Raw genomic sequence first — 17,375 nt, forward strand, 5'->3', positions numbered from 1 at the left:
GTAGTGGTTCGATGGCGCGGGGCGGGTCGGATGATCCGCCCCGCGCCGCGTCTGCGCGGCCGGTTCAGCGTAGGCTCTCCGGCATGACGGATGCGCGACAGTACGGACAAGATCATCGGATCCTCGTCACCGGGGGCGCCGGATTCGTGCCGTCACACCTGGTGGACGCGCTGCTGGCGCGGGGCGCGACGGTCGTCGCGGTCGACAACTTCGTCACCGGAAGCAAGGACAACGTCGCCCACCTTGCCGACCACCCCCGCTTCACGCTGATCGAGGCGGACGTCACCGAGCCGCTGCCGGCCGACGCCGGGGCGCTCGCCAGCCGGTTCGACGCGATCATGCACTTCGCGTCACCGGCGAGCCCGACCGACTTCGCCCAGATCCCGATCGAGATCCTGCGGGTCGGCTCGGTCGCGACCCTGAACCTGCTCGAGCGCGCGGTGGCCGACGGTGCCCGCTTCGTCATGGCGTCCACTTCGGAGGCCTACGGCGATCCGCTCGTGCACCCCCAGCCTGAGACCTACTGGGGCAACGTCAACCCGATCGGCGTGCGCAGCGTGTACGACGAGGCCAAGCGCTTCTCCGAGGCGGCCACCATGGCCTACCACCGCCGCCACGGCCTCAGCGTCGGCATCGTGCGCATCTTCAACACGTACGGCCCGCGGATGCGCCCCGACGACGGCCGTGCGATCCCCACGTTCATCTCGCAGGCGCTGCGCGGGGAGCCGATCACCGTGCACGGTACCGGCGCGCAGACCCGTTCGGTCTGCTACGTCGACGACCTCGTCCGGGGCATCGTCGCGCTGCTCGACTCGGGTGAGACCGGGCCGGTCAACGTCGGCACGGAGCACGAGATGACGATGCGCGAGCTGGCCGAGACGATCGTCCGGCTGACCGGGAGCGCGTCGGAGGTCACGTACGTGCCGCGCCCCGCGGACGACCCGGAGAAGCGCCGGCCGGACCTGACCCGGGCCCGCACGCTCCTGGGGTACGAGCCGACCGTCGGTCCCGAGGACGGGCTGCGGCGCACTATCGACTACTTCACCGGTCGCGGCTGACCCGCGGCCTCACCGGGCGCGGGTAGCGGGCCCGGTTCCTGGTCACCATCGGTATCGGCCTGCGCGCGTACTGGCGTGGGCTACGTAGGCTGGTGCCATGTCCTCCCCGACCCCCCGCCGTGGCAGTTCCAGCGGCCGGGCCTCGGTACCCAGCGGTCCTTCCGCGTACCGCGGCTCCGGCCGGGCTCAGATCCCTCCCCGTGCCGTGGGCCACGGCGCCGTTCCACCGCAGTACCGGGACGGCCGCCCGCCGCAGGACCCCGGTGGCCGCCCGCCGCAGGGCCCTGGCGGCACGCCGTACCGGCGCCGGATCCGTCCCCGCTGGGGGCGGATCGCGCTCGTGCTGGCGCTCGCGCTGCTCCTGCTGGCGGGGCTGGGCGCGGGTGGCGCGTTCCTGTACTACCGCAACCTCGACTCCGGTCTCCAGCGCACCGACGCGTTCTCGAAGATCTCCGGGGATCGGCCGACCAGTTCTGTCGCCGGTGCGCAGAACATCCTGCTGCTCGGCAGTGACTCGCGGGACCCGGACAACAAGGCCAAGCCGGGGCAGTGGCGTACCGACACCATCATTCTGCTGCACGTCGACGCCGCTCACCAGAAGGCGTACCTCATCTCGCTACCGCGTGACCTGTACGTCCACATCCCGAAGAGTCCGACCAACCCGGACTTCGGCGACACCAACGCCAAGATCAATGCGGCGTTCGCGTGGGGCGGCGTACCGCTGGCGGTGCAGACCCTGGAGAACTACAGCGGCGTACACATCGACCACGTGGTACTGGTCGACTTCGGCGGCTTCCAGCAGGTCACGGATGCGCTCGGTGGGGTCGACATGAATATCGAGCAGGACATCACCTCGATCCACAAGCCGAACCGGAAGTTCACGAAGGGAATGCAGCACCTCGACGGCGCCGCTGCGCTCGACTACGTGCGTCAGCGGTACCAGTTCCCCGACGGCGACTTCGCCCGGATGCGCCATCAGCAGGAGTTCATGAAGGCGCTGCTGGACAAGGCGACCAGTACCGGCACGATGAGTAACCCGTTGAAGCTGAACGCATTCCTGAAGTCGGTGACGAACGCGATGACGGTCGACAACGACTTCTCCCTCGCCAGTACCGCCTGGGCGTTCCACAACATGACCAGCGCGGACCTGACGTTCATGACCAGCCCGAACCTCGGCTCGGACACGGTCAACGGCGAGAGCGTGGTCGTCTCCGACAAGCCGCGGGCGCTGTCGCTGTACAAGGCCGTGGCCGAGGACACGGTGGCCGAATGGGTGGCGCAGAATGGCACCTCGGCGGCGAAGCCTGGCCGTTGAGCTGAATCAAAGCCGAATACGTTGAGTTGAGCCGATACCGAAAGGGGCATCTCCGCGAGTGCGGAGATGCCCCTTTCGCCTTTGATATGCGTATTGATGCCGCCTTCGATGCGTCGCGGAAACCGCCGACGACCCGTACAGTCACATAGGCCAAGATCGCTACCCTCAGTTCGCCGCGCGGGAGACCGGATGCAGCAGACCACGCCTCGGGGGTCGTCGACGACCTACGGTCGGCCCATGGGGCCGCCGGCGCCGACCGGCGAGGTCCCGTCCCGGCCGCTCGCGCCGCCCGCTGCAGCCGCGCCGGTCGTACCTCCGCCGGCCGCCCGGGCCGTGTCGCCGGCGGTGCCCGCGCCGGCCGCGGTGCCCGCGCCGCCCTCCCCACCGGCCACGCCCGGTGCGCCGCGCAAGGGTCGCCGGGCCGGTGGTCCGCTGTGGGCCCGGCTCCTGGTGGTCGTGGGAACGCTCATCATGCTGGCGAGCGGCGGCACGATCGTCGGTGTCAAGGTTCTCGTCGGCCGGGCGGGCAGCGCGATCCAGCAGGGCAACCTGCTCGGTGACGCGGGTGCCACCCACGTCTCGATCGACGGGCCGCTGAACATCCTCCTGGTCGGTATCGACCAGCGTCCGAACAGTACGGACCTGATCCGGTCGGACTCGATCATCATCGCCCACGTCAACGCCGCGCACGACCAGGCGTTCCTGGTGTCGATCCCGCGCGACCTGGTGGTGACGATCCCCGCGTACGACAAGACCGGCTACCGGGGCGGCCGGGAGAAGATCAACGCCGCGTTCGCGTTCGGCAGTCAGGGCAAGGGTGGCCGCGAGGGCGGGTTCGAACTGCTGGCGCTGACCATCCAGAAGAACATCGCGCCGGGGCTCACGTTCCACGGCGGCGCCATCGTCGACTTCGGTGGCTTCCAGGCCCTCGTCGACGTGCTCGGTGGCGTGGACATGTGCATCGACCAGCGGGTCGTCTCCCACCACATCGGTTTCGACCGGAAGGGCAACTTCCTGTCGCCGAGCAAGGGCGGCAAGGCGGTCGTGTACGAGAAGGGCTGTCAGCGGATGGAGCCCTGGCAGGCGCTGGACTATGCCCGCCAGCGGTACGGCTTGGAGAACGGCGACTACGACCGCCAGCGCCACCAGCAGCAGTTCCTCAAGGCCATGCTCAAGGAGGCGCAGAAGCAGGGCGTGGCGACCAATCCGGTCAAGCTCGTCAAGATGATGGATGCCGCGGGGAAGGCGTTCACCGTCGACCGGCACGGCATCGCCCTGGAGGACTGGCTGTTCACCGTGCGCAACGTGATCACCAGTGAGCCGGTAATGATCAAGACCAATGCCGGCCGGACCAATACGGTCCAGCTGGGCAACGAAGAGGCCGAGGAGTTGACACCGGAGAGCGTCCAGCTGTTCCGGGCGCTGGCCGACGACACGCTCGACCGGTTCGTCGTGGACAACCCCACCTTCGTCTCCACGGACGGATTCACGGGTTGACGTTCATGGCCAGGATTTACGGATTGACGTCCCCGGTCGCGGGCCCGCGAACGGATCTTTCGGGCCCGGGACCGTGGTAGGGGTGTCGTAAACTGGCAGCCATTCCCGCCGGTCGGCTACATCAACATGGGCCGATGCGGGTCAAGCATCGGCACGGGGAGTCGCGACGCCCACCGCACCTGAAACCAGTCATCCGGCTACCGGACGCGCGTCCGGCCAGCCGGAGGCGCCGGCGACCGAGTCGAACGCCGTCGACGCCGAGTTAACCGACCGCGCCGACCGGGTCGACGCCGAGTTAACCGACCGCGCCGACCGGGTCGACGAGAGCGGATCCGCCGGTACGGCCGGGGCCGCCGGTCAGTCCGAGTCCACCGGCGCGGCCGGGGCCGCCGGTCAATCCGAGTCCACCGGCGCGGCCGAGCCCGCCGGTCAGTCCGAGTCCACCGGCGCGGCCGAGCCCGCCGGTCAGTCCGAGCCCGCCGACCCGGCGCCGCCCGCCGCCGCCCGCCCCTTCCGTCCGGGCAAGCTGCCCGGACGGGACCCGGTGTGGGCGCGGCTGCTCGTCCTGCTCGGCGTGCTCCTGGTGGTCACCGCCGGTGCCACCGTCACCACGACCGAGGTGCTGACCCACCGGTACGACGCCGCCGTGAAGAAGGGCACGCTGATCGCGCCGGAGGCCCGGTCCGGCGGGGATCAGCCGCAGGTGCGGCTCACCGGCCCGCTCAACTACCTGCTCATCGGCTCCGACGCGCGGGCCGACGACCCGGCGGCCGGCCAGCGCTCCGACACGATCATCATCGTGCACGTCCCGGCCTCCATGGACCGCGCGTACCTGATCTCCGTCCCGCGCGACCTGCGGGTGCAGATCCCGGCGTTCCCCGCGACGGACTTCCAGGGCAGCCACGAGAAGATCAACGGGGCGTTCGACTACGGCCGGGGTGGTGAGGGCGGGGTGCAGTTGCTGTCCGCCACCCTCCACGACCTCATCGGCATCCGCTTCGACGGTGCCGCCGTGGTCGACTTCAGCGGTTTCGAGAAGGTCATGACCCTGCTCGGCGGCGTCGACATGTGCATCGACGAGCGCACCGAGTCCCAGCACATCGGCCACGACAAGGACGGCAACTTCCTGCCCCCGTGGTACGGGCCGGAGGGCTCGTACCGCAACTACGAGAGCACGCCGGAGGTGTACGAGATCGGCTGCCGGCGCCTGGAGCCGTGGCAGGCGTTGGACTACTCGCGCCAGCGCAAGAGCATCCCGGACGGCGACTATGGCCGGCAGCGCCACCAGCAGCAGTTGCTGAGAGCGATGCTCGACGAGGCGCGCCGACAGGGCCTGGCGACCAACCCGCGCAAGCTGGACTCGTTGATCCGTTCGGTCGGATCCTCGCTGACCGTCGACACCGGCGGCGTGGCGCTCGCCGACCTCGGGTACGCGCTGCGCGGCGTCAACCCCGGCGAGCTCGTCGGCATCAAGATCCCATCCGAGCCGCAGGACATCGGCGGCATCTCCTACGTGATCGCGCACGAGCAGGAGGCCACCGCGCTGTACCAGGCGATCCGCGAGGACAGCCTGGACACGTGGATACAGAACAATCCGACCTGGCTCAACAGCCTCTGAATGGTGGATGTACCGGGATGTCAGCGGCCGGCCGTCCGGGCAGCCTCTAAGCTGGCGGCGTGTTTGGGCGTAACCAGGTTCCCGGCGTGACCGCCGCCGACGTGTCGGACGAAGCATTTCTGCTGGATGTACGGGAGGACGAGGAGTGGGTCGCGGGCCACGCTCCCGGCGCACACCACGTACCGATGCACACCGTGCCGGCCCGGCTGGACGAGATCCCGGCTGACCGGGACGTGGTCGTGGTCTGCCGCTCCGGCGGACGGTCGGCACAGGTGACCGCATACCTGGTGGCGATGGGGCGGGACAACGTCCGCAACCTCGACGGTGGCATGGCGGCATGGGCGCGGACCGGCCGGCCGATGGTCAGCGAGGACGGCAGCGCACCGCAGGTTGCCTGAGGTGACCGCGGAACTGCCGTTCCGGCGCCGGATCCGACGTGTCCCGCGCGCGGCGCACGGGTCGGTGCGGCGTACCGCACCGACCCGTCCGCTCGTCTTCGCTCACCGTGGCTCGTCGGCCGCCGAGCCCGAGCACACCCTGGCGGCGTACCTGCGGGCGATCGAGGAGGGCGTCGACGGGCTGGAGTGCGACGTCCGGCTGACCCGGGACGGCCAGCTCGTGTGCGTGCACGACCGGCGACTGGAGCGCACCAGCAACGGCCGTGGCCTGGTGAGCACCAGGACGCTGGCCGAACTCAACGAGCTGGACTTCGGTTCCTGGCATCCCGGCCCCGGAGACGACGACGCCGACCTCGTCTACGACGTCACGGCCGACGGCCGGGCCCGGATCCTCACCCTCGACCGCCTGCTGGCGACCGTCCACGACGCCAACCGGCCGATCCGGCTGCTGATCGAGACCAAGCACCCGACCCGGTACGGGCCGGCGGTGGAGGAACAGGTCATCGAGGCGCTGCGCCGGTACGGGCTGGACGAGCCACGCGCCGGGCACCCCGTCGAGGTCTCGGTGATGTCGTTCTCCGCGCTCGCCATCCGCCGTACCCGCCGCCTGGCGCCGCGGCTGCCCACGGTGATGCTGATGGAGTTGCTGCCGGCGGGGCTGCGCGGGGGTCGGTTGCCGTTCGGCTCCCGCATCGGCGGCCCCGGTGTACGCCTGCTGCGCGCCCACCCAGAGGTGGCGGTCCGGCTGCACGAGCGTGGCCACCAGGTGTACGTGTGGACCGTCAACGAGGCGGCCGACGTGGACCTGATGGTCGAGCTGGGCATCGACGGCGTGATCAGCGACCGGCCGGCCTTCGTGCAGCGGCGCCTGGACGAGCTGGGCCTACCGCGGACCTGACCGGCCCGGCACACTCTGCATCATGGCCGCCTCCCCCACCCAGCCGCTCGACCCGGTCGCGCTGCTCGACCGCCTCGCCGACCTGATCGCGTTGACCAACCGTGGTGCGGCGGGCCGGTCGGTCCTGCAGCTCATCGTCGAGCTGGCCGCCGAGGCGACCGGCGCCACCGGGGCGGTGTTCATCGAGTACGTCCCGCCCGGCGGTCATGTCGTCGCCGCCACGACCTCGCTGAGCTGGGGGATGGGGGTACCGGTCGATCTGTCCGGGCCGCGTGCCGAACAGGACCTGGTCGCCATGCACGGCCAGCAGGTCCGGGTCGACCAGTTGTTGCCGCCGTGGGCCGACCACCTCCGTGGCCGGGGCATCGGCCGGGTCCTCACCTCGGTCAGCACGGTCGACGGTGTGCTGGTCGGATCGCTGCACGCGGCTTTCCCCGACCCCGACGGCCGGGCCGACGCCCGGCAGATCGCCGCGATGCGCCTGCTGGCCACCGTCGCCACCGCGGTGTACCAGGCGAGCGCGGGGCCGCCGGTGCACCCGGACGGGCCGGCGGACGGCCGACCCGACGCGGCCGCCGCCGGGCGGCACGAGCGGGAGCAGGGGCGTGACCTCTTCATCGCGATGACCAGTCATGAACTGCGCACCCCGGTCACGGTGATCAAGGGGTACGCGGACACGCTGGTCGAGCGGTGGGCCTCGCTCGACGAGCCGACCCGCCGGGAGGCCGTTCACGCCGTGTGGCAGCGCGCCCGGGAGCTGGCCCGGCTGATCGACCGTCTGCTGATCGCCGCCAGCGACGTCACCGGCATCAGCGACGGCTCGACCGCGATGCCCTTCGACCCCGCCCGGGTGCTGCGCGACGCCGCCCTGGAGCTGAGTCCGGACCTGCGCAGCAACCTGCGTGTGAACCTCCCCGACACGCTGCCGAAGGTGCGCGGCGACCGGGCCAGTTTCGCCACCGTACTGACGGAACTGGTGACGAACGCGTGCAAGTACTCCCCGGATCGGGTAGACGTGGAGCTGACGGCGGGTTCGGACGCGCACACGGTCTGGATCCGGGTCACCGACCGCGGCGTGGGGATCCGGGCCGAGCACGCCGAACGCGCTTTTGATCGTTTCTGGCAGTTGGAACGGGGAGATCAGCGACAATACGGCGGGGTGGGCCTCGGCCTGTACCTTGTCCGCAAGATTGTCGAGCGCCAACAGGGGTGGGTCAGCTTGCGCCCACGCCCAGGCGGCGGTGCCGTCGCCGAGATCCGCCTGCCCCGCGCCGACGCGGCGGGCGGTCCGACATGAGCAGGCGAGTGACGTGGCAAAGCGAGGCGCCGGAATGAGTACCCAGGCCGCAGAAGCCGCGCGTACCTGGTGCGTGGTCGTGCCGCACCACGCCGATGGTGCCCGGCTGGCCCGGCGGCGCCTGGCCGCGAGCCTGGCCGGGTGGCTACCGGCGGTCATGCTGGCGGACGCGATCGCGGTCACCGCGGAGCTGGTCGGCAACGCCGTCCGGCACGCCGCACCGCTGCCCGGTGGCGTGGTGCGGGTGGCGTGGCGGCTGCAGCCGGGCGGCGACATCGAGATCCGGGTGACCGACGGCGGTGCCGCGACCCGGCCGGTGGAGCGTCGGGTCGGCTCCGACTCGCCGGACGGCCGCGGCCTGGCGATCGTCGCGGCGCTCACCGACCGGTGGGGAGTCGACCGGGACGGCCTCGGACAGTGCGTCTGGGCCCGGATGGCGGCCTCGGTGTCGCCCCCGGCCGGTGCCGAACCGGCCGGCGCGTCCGGTGAACCGACCTGGGTGCGCGCCGTACCGCCCGGCAGGGCCTAGGCTGGGTCGCCGTGAGCAAGCGTGCCAGGAACTCGCGTACCCGTACCGACGCACCCAAGCGCCAGAAGGTGCGTGACATCTTCGTCCCCCGCCCGTTCGCCGGCCTCGCCGACGAGGCCGAGTGGATCGCCCTCCGTGAGCTCGTCCCGGCGGCCACCGCCCCGCTGCGGCTGGCGCCGGACCTCGTGGAGCAGTTCGGCGACCGCCCGATCACACTCGCCACGGTGCTGCCGATGGCGTGGCCGGCCATGACCAAGCCGGACGGCCGGATCTTCATCGGCCTGCAGCGGCACGTGCAGTCCGGCGACGTCTCGCGTGACCTCGCGGTGGCGGTGCTGAACGCGCTGGAGACCGAGCCCGGCGCCACCGTCGGCGTACCGGCGCTGCCGGGTGAGGGTCCCCGGCTGCAGGACGTGCTCGCCGACGGGCCGCTGGAGATCACACTGCATGACAGCTACGAGTTCTGGCTGGAACCGGGGGCGACCGAAGACCCGAACGTCAAGGCGTCGCTGGAGCGGGCCAACGCCGCCATCTACCCGACGGTGAAGCTCACCGCCGCGCCGGCGGCGTACTGGTGCCGGATGCCCGACCGGGCCCACGTGCGCTGGGTGCTCACCGAGGACGAGGATCCGGCGCTGGACGCCCTGGCCCGGCTGTCCGCGGCCGGTGGCCTGCTACTCGGCGACGGTACGAAGTTCGCCGGCATGTTCCGGGCGCACGGTCTGCTCGTACCGGTGTGGGATCTGCCGGGCGAGCGGGAGGCCGGCGACTGGGAGGCGCCCGTGGCGGAGTTCGCCAAGCGGTACGGCGAGGCGCTCGGGGTGAGCGAGCCGCTGACCGCCGCGGAGCGCCGGTCGCGCCAGGGCCTGCTGGGCCGCCAGTTCACGCTTCGCTGAGCGATCCTCAGGGTCCGCGCCCGCCCTGCGCGCCTCGCTCCGCCTCCGCGTCCCAAGATCCGCGCAATGTCGCGAACATTGCTGCTACCGGTTCGTCCATAGCAGCAATGTCTGCGACATTGCGCGGATCTTGAGGCGCTCCGCGACCGCGACCGCGACCGCGACCGCGGACAGGGGCTGCGGGCTATCAGAGCTTGACCGGCGCCCGGCTCACGGGCGCGGACATGCACCGCGGTCCGCCCCGCCCCGACCCCAGTTCCGAGCCGCTGATCCGGATGACCTCGATGCCGGCCCGTTCCAGTTGGGCGTTGGTCTCCACGTTGCGTTCGTACGCCACGCACAGCCGGGGCGCCAGGGCGAGCGTGTTGTTACCGTCGTCCCACTGCTCCCGTTCGGCGGTCACCGGGTCGAGCCCGGTGTCGATGACGCGCAGCGTGTCGATGCCGAGCGCCTTGGCCGCCGCGGTGAGGAACGGCTCCGGCGGGTGGATCCGCAGTTCGTCGCCCTCGCCGGCGGTGACGGTCCAGGCCTGGAGGCTGTCGGCCATGTTGGGGTACATGACGACGGCGTCGGCGTCGACCATGGTGCACACGGTGTCCAGGTGCATGGTGGCGCGCTCCTGGGCGATCGGGACGACCAGGACGGTGTGTGCGAGGCCGCGGGCGAAGCAGCGGCGGGCCAGCCGCTCGGCGCCGGCCGGCCGGGTGCGTTCGCCGACGCCGACGGCGAGCACGCCGGGTCCCAGCAGCAGCACGTCACCGCCCTCGAGGTGCTCCAGCCCCGGCTCGTACACCAGCGGGGTGCCGGCGAAGCGCGGGTGGTGGCGGTAGATGGCGTGGGTGAGAGTGGTTTCCCGGCCCCGGGCCGGCATGGCGAGACTGGTGACGGCGACCTCGTCGCCCACCCAGACCGACGAGTCGCGGGTGAACAGCAGGTTGGGCAGCGGGTCGATGATGAAGTCGTGCCGGTCCATCAGCGAGTACACGATGCCGCTGCCGGTCCGTAGCTCCTCGTGGGCCAGCCCGGTCATGAGGACGTCGGCCAGGCCGGCCGGGTCGAGGTCGGACAGGTGCGCGGCGACCTCCGCGCGCAGCGTGTCGCCGAGTCGGACGTCCGACAGCACCGCCTCGGTCAGTTCGGCCCGGGCGGCCGGAATTCCGAGCACTTCGGTGATCAGGTCCGCCAGGTAGAGCACCTCCACGCCGCGGCCGCGCAGGGCGGCGGCGAACTGGTCGTGCTCCTCCTGCGCGCGGCCGACCCACGGGATGCCGTCGAAGAGCAGTGAGTCGTTGTTGCGCGGGGTCAGCCGCGCGAGTTCGCGACCGGGCCGGTGGAGCAGGACCGTACCCAACTGGCCGACTTCGCTGTCGACGTAATGGTTCACGAACAATCACCCTATCGAGCAGTCCGGTATGGGCCACTTGGGCACCATCTGATTCTGAATCTTCGTGTGAATGCGGCTTTCATCCACACTCACTCGTACTCATTCATCGATGATCGTGTAAGTTGACACGTAACGTAGTGACACAAGCACGGTGCGGGTACGAACTGGGAGGTGCGCGATGACCAGTTTCCTCCATGCCAGCGGTGGTCGTGATCTTCGGTCTTCCGCCGAAGGGTACGCATCATCCCCGGCAACCATGGAGGGCCGAACGTCCGCACTGGAGTGGATCCGTAGTCGACGGACGGAGCGGGAGACCCGCCGCGCGGAGTTGGCCCACCAGCGGGCCGCCCAACGACTGGAGGCGCTCGGCGACAACTGGCGGGTTCTCGACCTGCAGGCGACCGCCGGCTCGGACCGGATGAGCTTCCTCGCCGTCGGGCCCGGCGGCATCTTCGCCGTGACGGTCAAGGACCACGGGCGCAGCCGGGTCAGCTTCTCCGGGGACGTGGTGCAGATCGACGGGCGGCGGCCCAAGTACGTACAGGAGGCCCGCAAGGTCGCCAAGCGCGCGGCCATCGCGTTGACCCGCATCGCGGGCGTTTCCGTACCGGTGATGCCGGTGCTGGCGTTCGCCGGAACCGGGGCGATCAGCGTGTACGGCATGCCCAAAGGCGTGATCATCTCCTCGTACCAGGAGCTGAGTCGGGTCCTCAACGCCCGCGGCCACCGGCTCGGGCCGGACACGGTGGAGAAGGTGTACGCCCTGGCGGCCGACCCCGCTACCTGGATCAACCCACCGTACGTCCCGCTCGCGGACCGGTACCGCTGGTACTCGGAGGGCGACAGTTCGGTCGGTACGCGCCGCTGACAAGAGATCGACGGGCGGGTAACCTAGCTTCGCATGGCGCCAGGCAGCATTCCCCCTCTCGGCACCTCGGGCGTTGCCGGAGTGTGCGAATGTTCGGCCCGTTCCTCCTCAGCGGTAGCACGGCGCCGGATCGGGAGCCGATGATGGAGAGGCTCACCGAACCGCCGCGCATCCTGGCTGCCTGAGGAGGCGCCGTGCCTCACGTCGAACTGTCGCTGTCCGAACCGGCGGTCCAGCGACGCCCGTCGGGCCGGTCGTCGCTTGGTCGATGGGCCAAGGCCGTGGCTCAGGCGGCCGAGTCGAGTCTGGTGATCAACGCCGAGGCCGTCATCGTGGCGGTGTCGCCGGCGTGCGAGGAGATGTTCGACCTCGGTGGTCCCGCGGTCGGCGCCCACCTGCTCGACGTCCTGCGACTGCTCGACTTCTCCAGCCCCGGCGGGGCGCTCAGCCAGAGCGAGGCGCGCAAGATCCCGCCGCTGCTCGCACTGGACTCCGGCCGGTTGGCCCGCGGCCTGCTGCGGGTGGAGTGCCACCAGGGGCCGTGCACCGTGGACGCGATCGCCACGCCGCTGCGTGAGGGCTCCGTGCTGGCCGGCTCGCTGACCTTCTTCTGCCCGGTCTGAGTCGCCCGCTGCTGCCCGGTGTGGGCCGCCCGGTCCGTCGTCTCTCCGGCCGTCCTGACCCCGCCAGCGGCCGGTCTGGTTCGTCCGCTTTCGATGGCCTACGTGAGATCACTCTATGTTGCGTAAGTCCCACGAGCGGTTTCTCGCTGGGTTTCACCGCTGGAAGGCCCGTAGTCTCCTTGCATGTTGGACCTGGAGCTGCTGCGCGAGGACTATGCTGTCTGCCGCCTGCCGGTCGGCTCCCCACTGCCGCAGAACCTCCTCGCGCACGCCGCTCGCGGCAAGGTGGTCTCCGTGACGTGGACCCCTGACGAGGTGTCGATCATGTGCCCGGCGGTGTACGCCCCCGAGGGGGCCAGCGTCGAGACGCCGTGGCGGTGCTTCCGGGTCGTCGGGCCGGTCAACCTCGCGCTCACCGGCATCCTGGCCTCGATCGTGAGCCCGCTCGCCGATGCCCGGGTCAACATCTTCGCCTTCTCCACTTTCGATACCGACTATCTTCTGGTGCCATCGGTCCGGTTGACCGAGGCGGTCGCCGCGCTCACCGCGGCGGGGCATCGCGTCTCCGGGTAGCGGGCAACGCGGAGGAGCGCAGCAGGTGTGAGCAGGCCGAGGACGCTGACCGGGGCCCTGCTGGTGGTAACGGCGATGCTGCTGGCGGCGGCCGGCTGCGGCCGGGTCGAGCGGGTGCCGGCCCCGTACGGGAGCCGGTCCGCGCCACCCGGGGCCGCCTCGGCGTCGCCGGATGACGAAGCCTGGCCGGGGACCGGAACCGATCCGGGTGACGGCCCGTCGCCGGGCGCCGACCCGTCGGCCGGACCGGACGATCCGGCCGCCGGCCTGCCCGGTTCCGGGTACCCCACCCCGACGCCCGGCGCCACCGCCGTACCGTGCGCCGGCCAGCCCGGCGTCGACCAGGTGATCGCGGCGCTGCGCCGGAACGGTGGCGTACGGCCGCCGGGTACGACGCCCCGGGTGGTGACCGCGCCGGTGTGCGCGGGCTCGTGGCAGTACACGGTGCTGGACTTCCCCGGTCAGGGCATGCTCCAGGTGGTGACGCGGGGCGGTGACCCGCTCACGGTCGTCACGGCCGGCACGTTCGTGTGTACGCCGGAGGTCAAGGGTGCGGCGCCGGCCGGCATCGTCGCCGCGGCACACTGCCAGTAGGACCGTGCGGCGGCCCGTGCGGTGCACTGCCGGCGAGCCCGTGTGGTGTAACCGCCGGCGAGCACACGCGGCCGCCCGCCGGTGCGCGGGATAGTCTCCTCGACGTCGCACAAGAGAGGGGCAACGCCATGCCCGGCGTACCGCCGACCCGCTTCGTCTACCTCGGCCCCGAGGGCACGTTCGCCGAGCAGGCGCTACGGACCATCCCAGCCGCCGAGCGCGGCACCCGTACGCCGGCGCGGAGCGTGCCGGAGGCGCTGGACGCCGTCCGCGTCGGGGACGCCGACGCGGCGCTGGTACCGCTGGAGAACTCGATCGGCGGCCAGGTCGGCGTGACGCTCGACGAACTCGCCGACGGGGAACCCCTGGTAATCACGCGCGAGGTCGTGATCCCGGTCCAGTTCGTGCTCGGCGCGCGGGCCGAGGTGTCGCTGTCCGAGATCCGGTCGGTCGCCGCCCACCCGCAGGCGAGCGCCCAGTGCCGGCACTGGTTGCAGGCGCACGTACCGGCGGCGGTCGTGGTCGACGCGCTCTCCAACGGGGCGGCCGCACAGGCGGCGGCGGCCGGGGAGTACGACGCGGCGATCTGTGCGCCGCTCGGCGCCACCCGGCAACGGCTGGTCGTACTGGCCAAGGACATCGCCGACCACGCCGACGCGGTCACCCGGTTCGCCCTAGTGTCACGGCCCGGGCCGTTGCCCCCGCCGACCGGGAACGACCTGACCACCCTCGCGGTGTACATCGCCCACGACCGGGTCGGTGCGCTGCTCGCGGTCCTGACCGAACTCGCGGCACGCGGGGTCAACCTCACCCGGATCGAGTCGCGCCCGACGGGTGAGCGGCTCGGCCGGTACGTGTTCTTCCTGGACTGTTCCGGTCACGTGGCCGAGGTCAGGATGGGGGAGGCGCTCCAGGGCCTGCGGCGGGTCTGCGCCGATGTGCGCTTCCTGGGCTCGTACCCGAGGGCCGGTGCCGACCAGCCGACACCTACGCCGGCCGGCACCTCCGACGCCGACTTCGTGGACGCCGCCGCCTGGCTGGCGAGGATCCGGGCCGGCGAGCCGTCCTAGGCTCGGAGATCGTGGACACCTGTGGCGCCGACAGGTCACCAAGGTGTCCACGATCGCGGGAAACCCGTCAGTCGAACAGGCCGCCGAGAAGGCCGCCCTGGTTCTGCTGGCCGCCGTGGCCGTTGCCGCTTATGCCGCCGGGGAACTCCTCCGACGGCTGCACGATCACGAAGCCCTGACCGGCGAAGCTCATCGTGAACGCCTCACCGGTGGTGCGGCCCAGCAGCGTGCCGATGCCGAGCTGGTCGGCGCGGTGGTAGCCGGTCTGCAGGCTCGTCGACCAGCAGATCGCCGCCTGCGGGTCGGCGTACGTGGGCTGGTCGACGTTGAGCACCACCGGCTTGCCCTTGGTGGTGATGGCGATGCGGCCGTGGCCGGAGAAGACGCAGTTGAACATGCCGGCGCTGGAGAACATGCCCAGGCCCTGGACCATCTTGATCTCGTACTGCACCGTCGACTCGAACGCCAGCACGTTGGAGCCGTTGATCGTGATGGCGTCGCCCGGCTCCAGATCGATCAGGTGCACGTCGGAGGCCCGGTCGGCGAGGAAGAGGTCACCGCGGCCGGCGACCTTCATCAGGGGTACGCCCTCGCCGGTCAGCTTGTGCTTGAGCCACTTGCCCATGCCGCCCGAGCCCAGCGCCTGGAACTGCATCTGTCCCTGATAGGCGACCATCGACCCGGTCCGGGCCATGATCTCGCCGTTGAGCTCGACCTTGAGCATCTTGGAGTTCTGCAGCCGCATTCCGGGCTGCGCGGACTCCTTCTCCAGGTTCTCGGCAGCGAACAGCGCGCTACGCATCAGCTTTTCTTCCTTCCGGTGGGTGCCTCGCCCGCGACGATAAGTGGGCTGGTCAAGGGGCTAGCCCCAGCCGAGTTCGTGCAGCCGCTCGTCGTCGATGCCGAAGTGGTGGGCGATCTCGTGAACCACGGTCACCGCCACCTCCTCGACCACGTCGTCGTCGGAGTCGCAGATCGCCAGGATCGGGTTGCGGTAGATGATGATCCGGTCCGGCAGCACGCCGGAGTAGTCCCAGCCGCGCTCCGTCAGGGCGTACCCCTCGTAGACGCCGAGCAGCGACGGGTCGTCCGGGGGTGGATCGTCCTCGACCAGGATCACGACGTTGTCCATCAGTGCCAGCAGTTCCGCCGGCACCTCGTCGAGCGCCTCACCCACGAGCTCCTCGAACCGGGGGCGGGTCATCTCCGTCGGCACGTGCGTATTGTGCCGGTCGGCCGGCGGCGTCGGAACCGCGGTGGCCGAATACCGACCGGACGGCCCATCGGCCACCGCCGACCGGCAGCCGAAGGCGCGGCGGCGGAACTCCTCGCGGCCGGGACACGGCGGCGCCCCGCGGTCGACCGCGGGGCGCCGATGGACACCGGGTGGTACGGGTCGGTCAGACGAGCGCGGCGTCGAGCGTGATGTCGACGGCCGAGAGCGCCTTGGACACCGGGCAGTTCGCCTTCGCCTGTTCGGCCAGCTTCTGGAACTCGGCGTTGTCGATGCCCGGTACGTGGCCGCGGGTGACCAGGTCGATCCGGGTGATCCCGAATCCGGTGTCGGTCTTCTCCAGGTGGACGGAGGCTTTGGTATCGACCGAGGTCGGCACATGGCCGGCCTGGGACAGGATGTTCGAGAAGGCCATGGAGAAGCAGCCCGCGTGCGCCGCCGCGATCAGCTCCTCGGGGTTGGTCCCGGTGCCGTTCTCGAAACGGGACGGAAACGAGAACGGTCCCTCGAAGGCTCCGGAACCGAGCGCCATGGAGCCGGCGCCATCTTTCAGCGTGCCCTGCCAGCGGGCGGATGAGGTACGAGTCGGCATACGTGCGACGCTAGCCCATTCGGGTTGCCGGGTGCGACGATGCGCTGATGCCGCGTCGACCAATTGCCACGATCGGGGGTCTGCTCGCCGGAGCCGGCCTGTTGTCCGGTATCGCCTCGCTCGCCGTGCCGTGGGGGCGCTACCGGGCGCACGGGACCGTGGTGAGCCAGGCCCCGATGGACAGCAGCGGCCCCATCGCGGTGTACCAATTGTCCGGCGGCATGTGGTACCTGCTCGCGGTGGGCGTACTCGCCGGCCTGCTCGCCGCCGCGACGCTCGGCGCCGGGCGCACACCGGACGTCGCGCTTGCCGCCGCCCCCGCGGTGGGGTTGCTGACCGCCCTCATCGTGATCATCGTTGCCAACGGCGTGGATGCCAGCGGCGCGGACGTCGTCGCCGTCGGGTTCGCGCAGGTGGAGGTGACCGGCCAGGCCACGGAGGGGGTCTGGATCGGTCTGGCCACCGGTCCGCTGCTCGGCTTCGGGGTGGGCGCCTTGGCACTGGCCCGCCGGAACCGTGCCAGCACCAGCACACCCACCCCCGTCGGGCTCTCCTGCGATCGTCAAGAGTTCGCGGGGTCGTAGCACGCGAACTCTTCGGCGCGCGAACTCTTCGGCACGCGAACTCTTCGGCACGCTGACTCTTCACGATCACGCTGAGCGGGAGCAGGTGGGAGCGGCTGGGCGCGGGCGGAAAGGGACCGGAACGGAACGGTGTGGGTTTCGGTACTCGGGGTAGCCATAGTCGCTTGACCAGCAGTTCTCCGCGTAAGGCGGGTGGTGTCGATCCCTGGCTTTGTTGTGGAACTGCCGATCGTGGCCCACTCTCGTACGCCCCTGCCAGGGGGCGCCGGTACCGGCCGGGTGGGCGGCGGTCGCGGCGGGCGCGCGGGTGGGATATGCCGCGAGGCAGCGCCTGAGGCCAAGGAACC

The 17,375-nt window shown here is 70.9% G+C and carries 19 protein-coding genes; 15 read left to right on the forward strand and 4 right to left on the reverse strand.

Annotation, left to right across the window (positions count from 1 at the left end):
* Positions 1-83 precede the first annotated feature (83 nt).
* From ACNTMW_RS11280 to ACNTMW_RS11320, 9 genes are all read left to right on the forward strand, one after another.
* Entirely contained in the window at positions 84-1,058 is a 975-nt protein-coding gene (locus tag ACNTMW_RS11280) for a UDP-glucuronic acid decarboxylase family protein (protein WP_426633385.1), read from the forward strand.
* A gap of 97 nt (positions 1,059-1,155) precedes the next feature.
* A complete protein-coding gene (locus ACNTMW_RS11285) occupies positions 1,156-2,373 on the forward strand; it encodes an LCP family protein (RefSeq protein ID WP_426633386.1) in 1,218 nt (405 codons plus the stop codon).
* 237 nt (positions 2,374-2,610) lie between these two features.
* Complete coding sequence (locus tag ACNTMW_RS11290) at positions 2,611-3,870, forward strand: LCP family protein (protein WP_426633387.1); 1,260 nt, start codon at positions 2,611-2,613, stop codon at positions 3,868-3,870.
* A 544-nt stretch (positions 3,871-4,414) separates the two neighbouring features.
* Positions 4,415-5,488: an LCP family protein gene (locus tag ACNTMW_RS11295; protein WP_426633388.1), complete on the forward strand. Its 1,074-nt coding sequence runs from the start codon at positions 4,415-4,417 to the stop codon at positions 5,486-5,488.
* 59 nt (positions 5,489-5,547) lie between these two features.
* A complete protein-coding gene (locus tag ACNTMW_RS11300; RefSeq protein WP_426633389.1) occupies positions 5,548-5,886 on the forward strand; it encodes a rhodanese-like domain-containing protein in 339 nt (112 codons plus the stop codon).
* Between the two features lie 64 nt (positions 5,887-5,950).
* Positions 5,951-6,784: a glycerophosphodiester phosphodiesterase gene (locus ACNTMW_RS11305; protein ID WP_426633456.1), complete on the forward strand. Its 834-nt coding sequence runs from the start codon at positions 5,951-5,953 to the stop codon at positions 6,782-6,784.
* Between the two features lie 22 nt (positions 6,785-6,806).
* Positions 6,807-8,081 carry a sensor histidine kinase gene (locus ACNTMW_RS11310; protein WP_426633390.1) on the forward strand — a complete coding sequence of 425 codons (1,275 nt, stop codon included), beginning with the start codon at positions 6,807-6,809 and terminating at the stop codon, positions 8,079-8,081.
* Positions 8,082-8,115: 34 nt separating this feature from the next.
* The gene (locus ACNTMW_RS11315; RefSeq protein ID WP_426633391.1) at positions 8,116-8,610 is read left to right on the forward strand and encodes an ATP-binding protein; all 495 of its coding nucleotides are present in this window, start codon (positions 8,116-8,118) and stop codon (positions 8,608-8,610) included.
* Positions 8,577-9,506 carry a DUF5926 family protein gene (locus ACNTMW_RS11320; protein ID WP_426633457.1) on the forward strand — a complete coding sequence of 310 codons (930 nt, stop codon included), beginning with the start codon at positions 8,577-8,579 and terminating at the stop codon, positions 9,504-9,506. Before ACNTMW_RS11315 ends, ACNTMW_RS11320 begins: the two co-directional genes overlap by 34 nt.
* Positions 9,507-9,693: 187 nt before the next feature.
* Here ACNTMW_RS11320 and ACNTMW_RS11325 read toward each other — a convergent pair whose 3' ends face one another.
* Positions 9,694-10,890, reverse strand: coding sequence for an arginine deiminase (locus tag ACNTMW_RS11325; RefSeq protein WP_426633392.1), 1,197 nt, complete (start codon positions 10,888-10,890; stop codon positions 9,694-9,696).
* Positions 10,891-11,146: 256 nt separating this feature from the next.
* Here ACNTMW_RS11325 and ACNTMW_RS11330 point away from each other — a divergent pair, with 256 nt between their 5' ends.
* From ACNTMW_RS11330 to pheA, 5 genes are all read left to right on the forward strand, one after another.
* The gene (locus tag ACNTMW_RS11330) at positions 11,147-11,758 is read left to right on the forward strand and encodes a nuclease-related domain-containing protein (RefSeq protein ID WP_426633393.1); all 612 of its coding nucleotides are present in this window, start codon (positions 11,147-11,149) and stop codon (positions 11,756-11,758) included.
* Between the two features lie 194 nt (positions 11,759-11,952).
* Complete coding sequence (locus tag ACNTMW_RS11335; protein ID WP_426633394.1) at positions 11,953-12,381, forward strand: hypothetical protein; 429 nt, start codon at positions 11,953-11,955, stop codon at positions 12,379-12,381.
* Between the two features lie 183 nt (positions 12,382-12,564).
* Complete coding sequence (locus tag ACNTMW_RS11340; RefSeq protein ID WP_426633395.1) at positions 12,565-12,954, forward strand: ACT domain-containing protein; 390 nt, start codon at positions 12,565-12,567, stop codon at positions 12,952-12,954.
* A 27-nt stretch (positions 12,955-12,981) separates the two neighbouring features.
* Positions 12,982-13,548: a hypothetical protein gene (locus tag ACNTMW_RS11345; RefSeq protein WP_426633396.1), complete on the forward strand. Its 567-nt coding sequence runs from the start codon at positions 12,982-12,984 to the stop codon at positions 13,546-13,548.
* A gap of 128 nt (positions 13,549-13,676) precedes the next feature.
* A complete protein-coding gene (gene pheA, locus ACNTMW_RS11350; protein ID WP_426633397.1) occupies positions 13,677-14,618 on the forward strand; it encodes a prephenate dehydratase in 942 nt (313 codons plus the stop codon).
* 67 nt (positions 14,619-14,685) lie between these two features.
* Here the strand turns inward: pheA and ACNTMW_RS11355 are convergent, their stop codons facing one another.
* The 3 genes from ACNTMW_RS11355 to ACNTMW_RS11365 all read right to left on the reverse strand — a co-directional run bounded on the left by ACNTMW_RS11355 (position 14,686) and on the right by ACNTMW_RS11365 (position 16,444).
* Complete coding sequence (locus ACNTMW_RS11355; protein ID WP_426633398.1) at positions 14,686-15,420, reverse strand: AIM24 family protein; 735 nt, start codon at positions 15,418-15,420, stop codon at positions 14,686-14,688.
* Positions 15,421-15,480: 60 nt separating this feature from the next.
* On the reverse strand, positions 15,481-15,822 hold the full coding sequence (locus tag ACNTMW_RS11360; protein WP_426633458.1) for a metallopeptidase family protein: 342 nt from the start codon (positions 15,820-15,822) through the stop codon (positions 15,481-15,483).
* Between the two features lie 196 nt (positions 15,823-16,018).
* On the reverse strand, positions 16,019-16,444 hold the full coding sequence (locus ACNTMW_RS11365; protein ID WP_426633399.1) for an OsmC family protein: 426 nt from the start codon (positions 16,442-16,444) through the stop codon (positions 16,019-16,021).
* 47 nt (positions 16,445-16,491) lie between these two features.
* Here ACNTMW_RS11365 and ACNTMW_RS11370 point away from each other — a divergent pair, with 47 nt between their 5' ends.
* A complete protein-coding gene (locus ACNTMW_RS11370) occupies positions 16,492-17,028 on the forward strand; it encodes a hypothetical protein (protein ID WP_426633400.1) in 537 nt (178 codons plus the stop codon).
* The last annotated feature ends 347 nt before the right edge of the window (positions 17,029-17,375 follow it).

This window comes from Planosporangium spinosum, assembly GCF_049999945.1.
Classification (GTDB): Bacteria; Actinomycetota; Actinomycetes; order Mycobacteriales; family Micromonosporaceae; genus Planosporangium; species Planosporangium spinosum.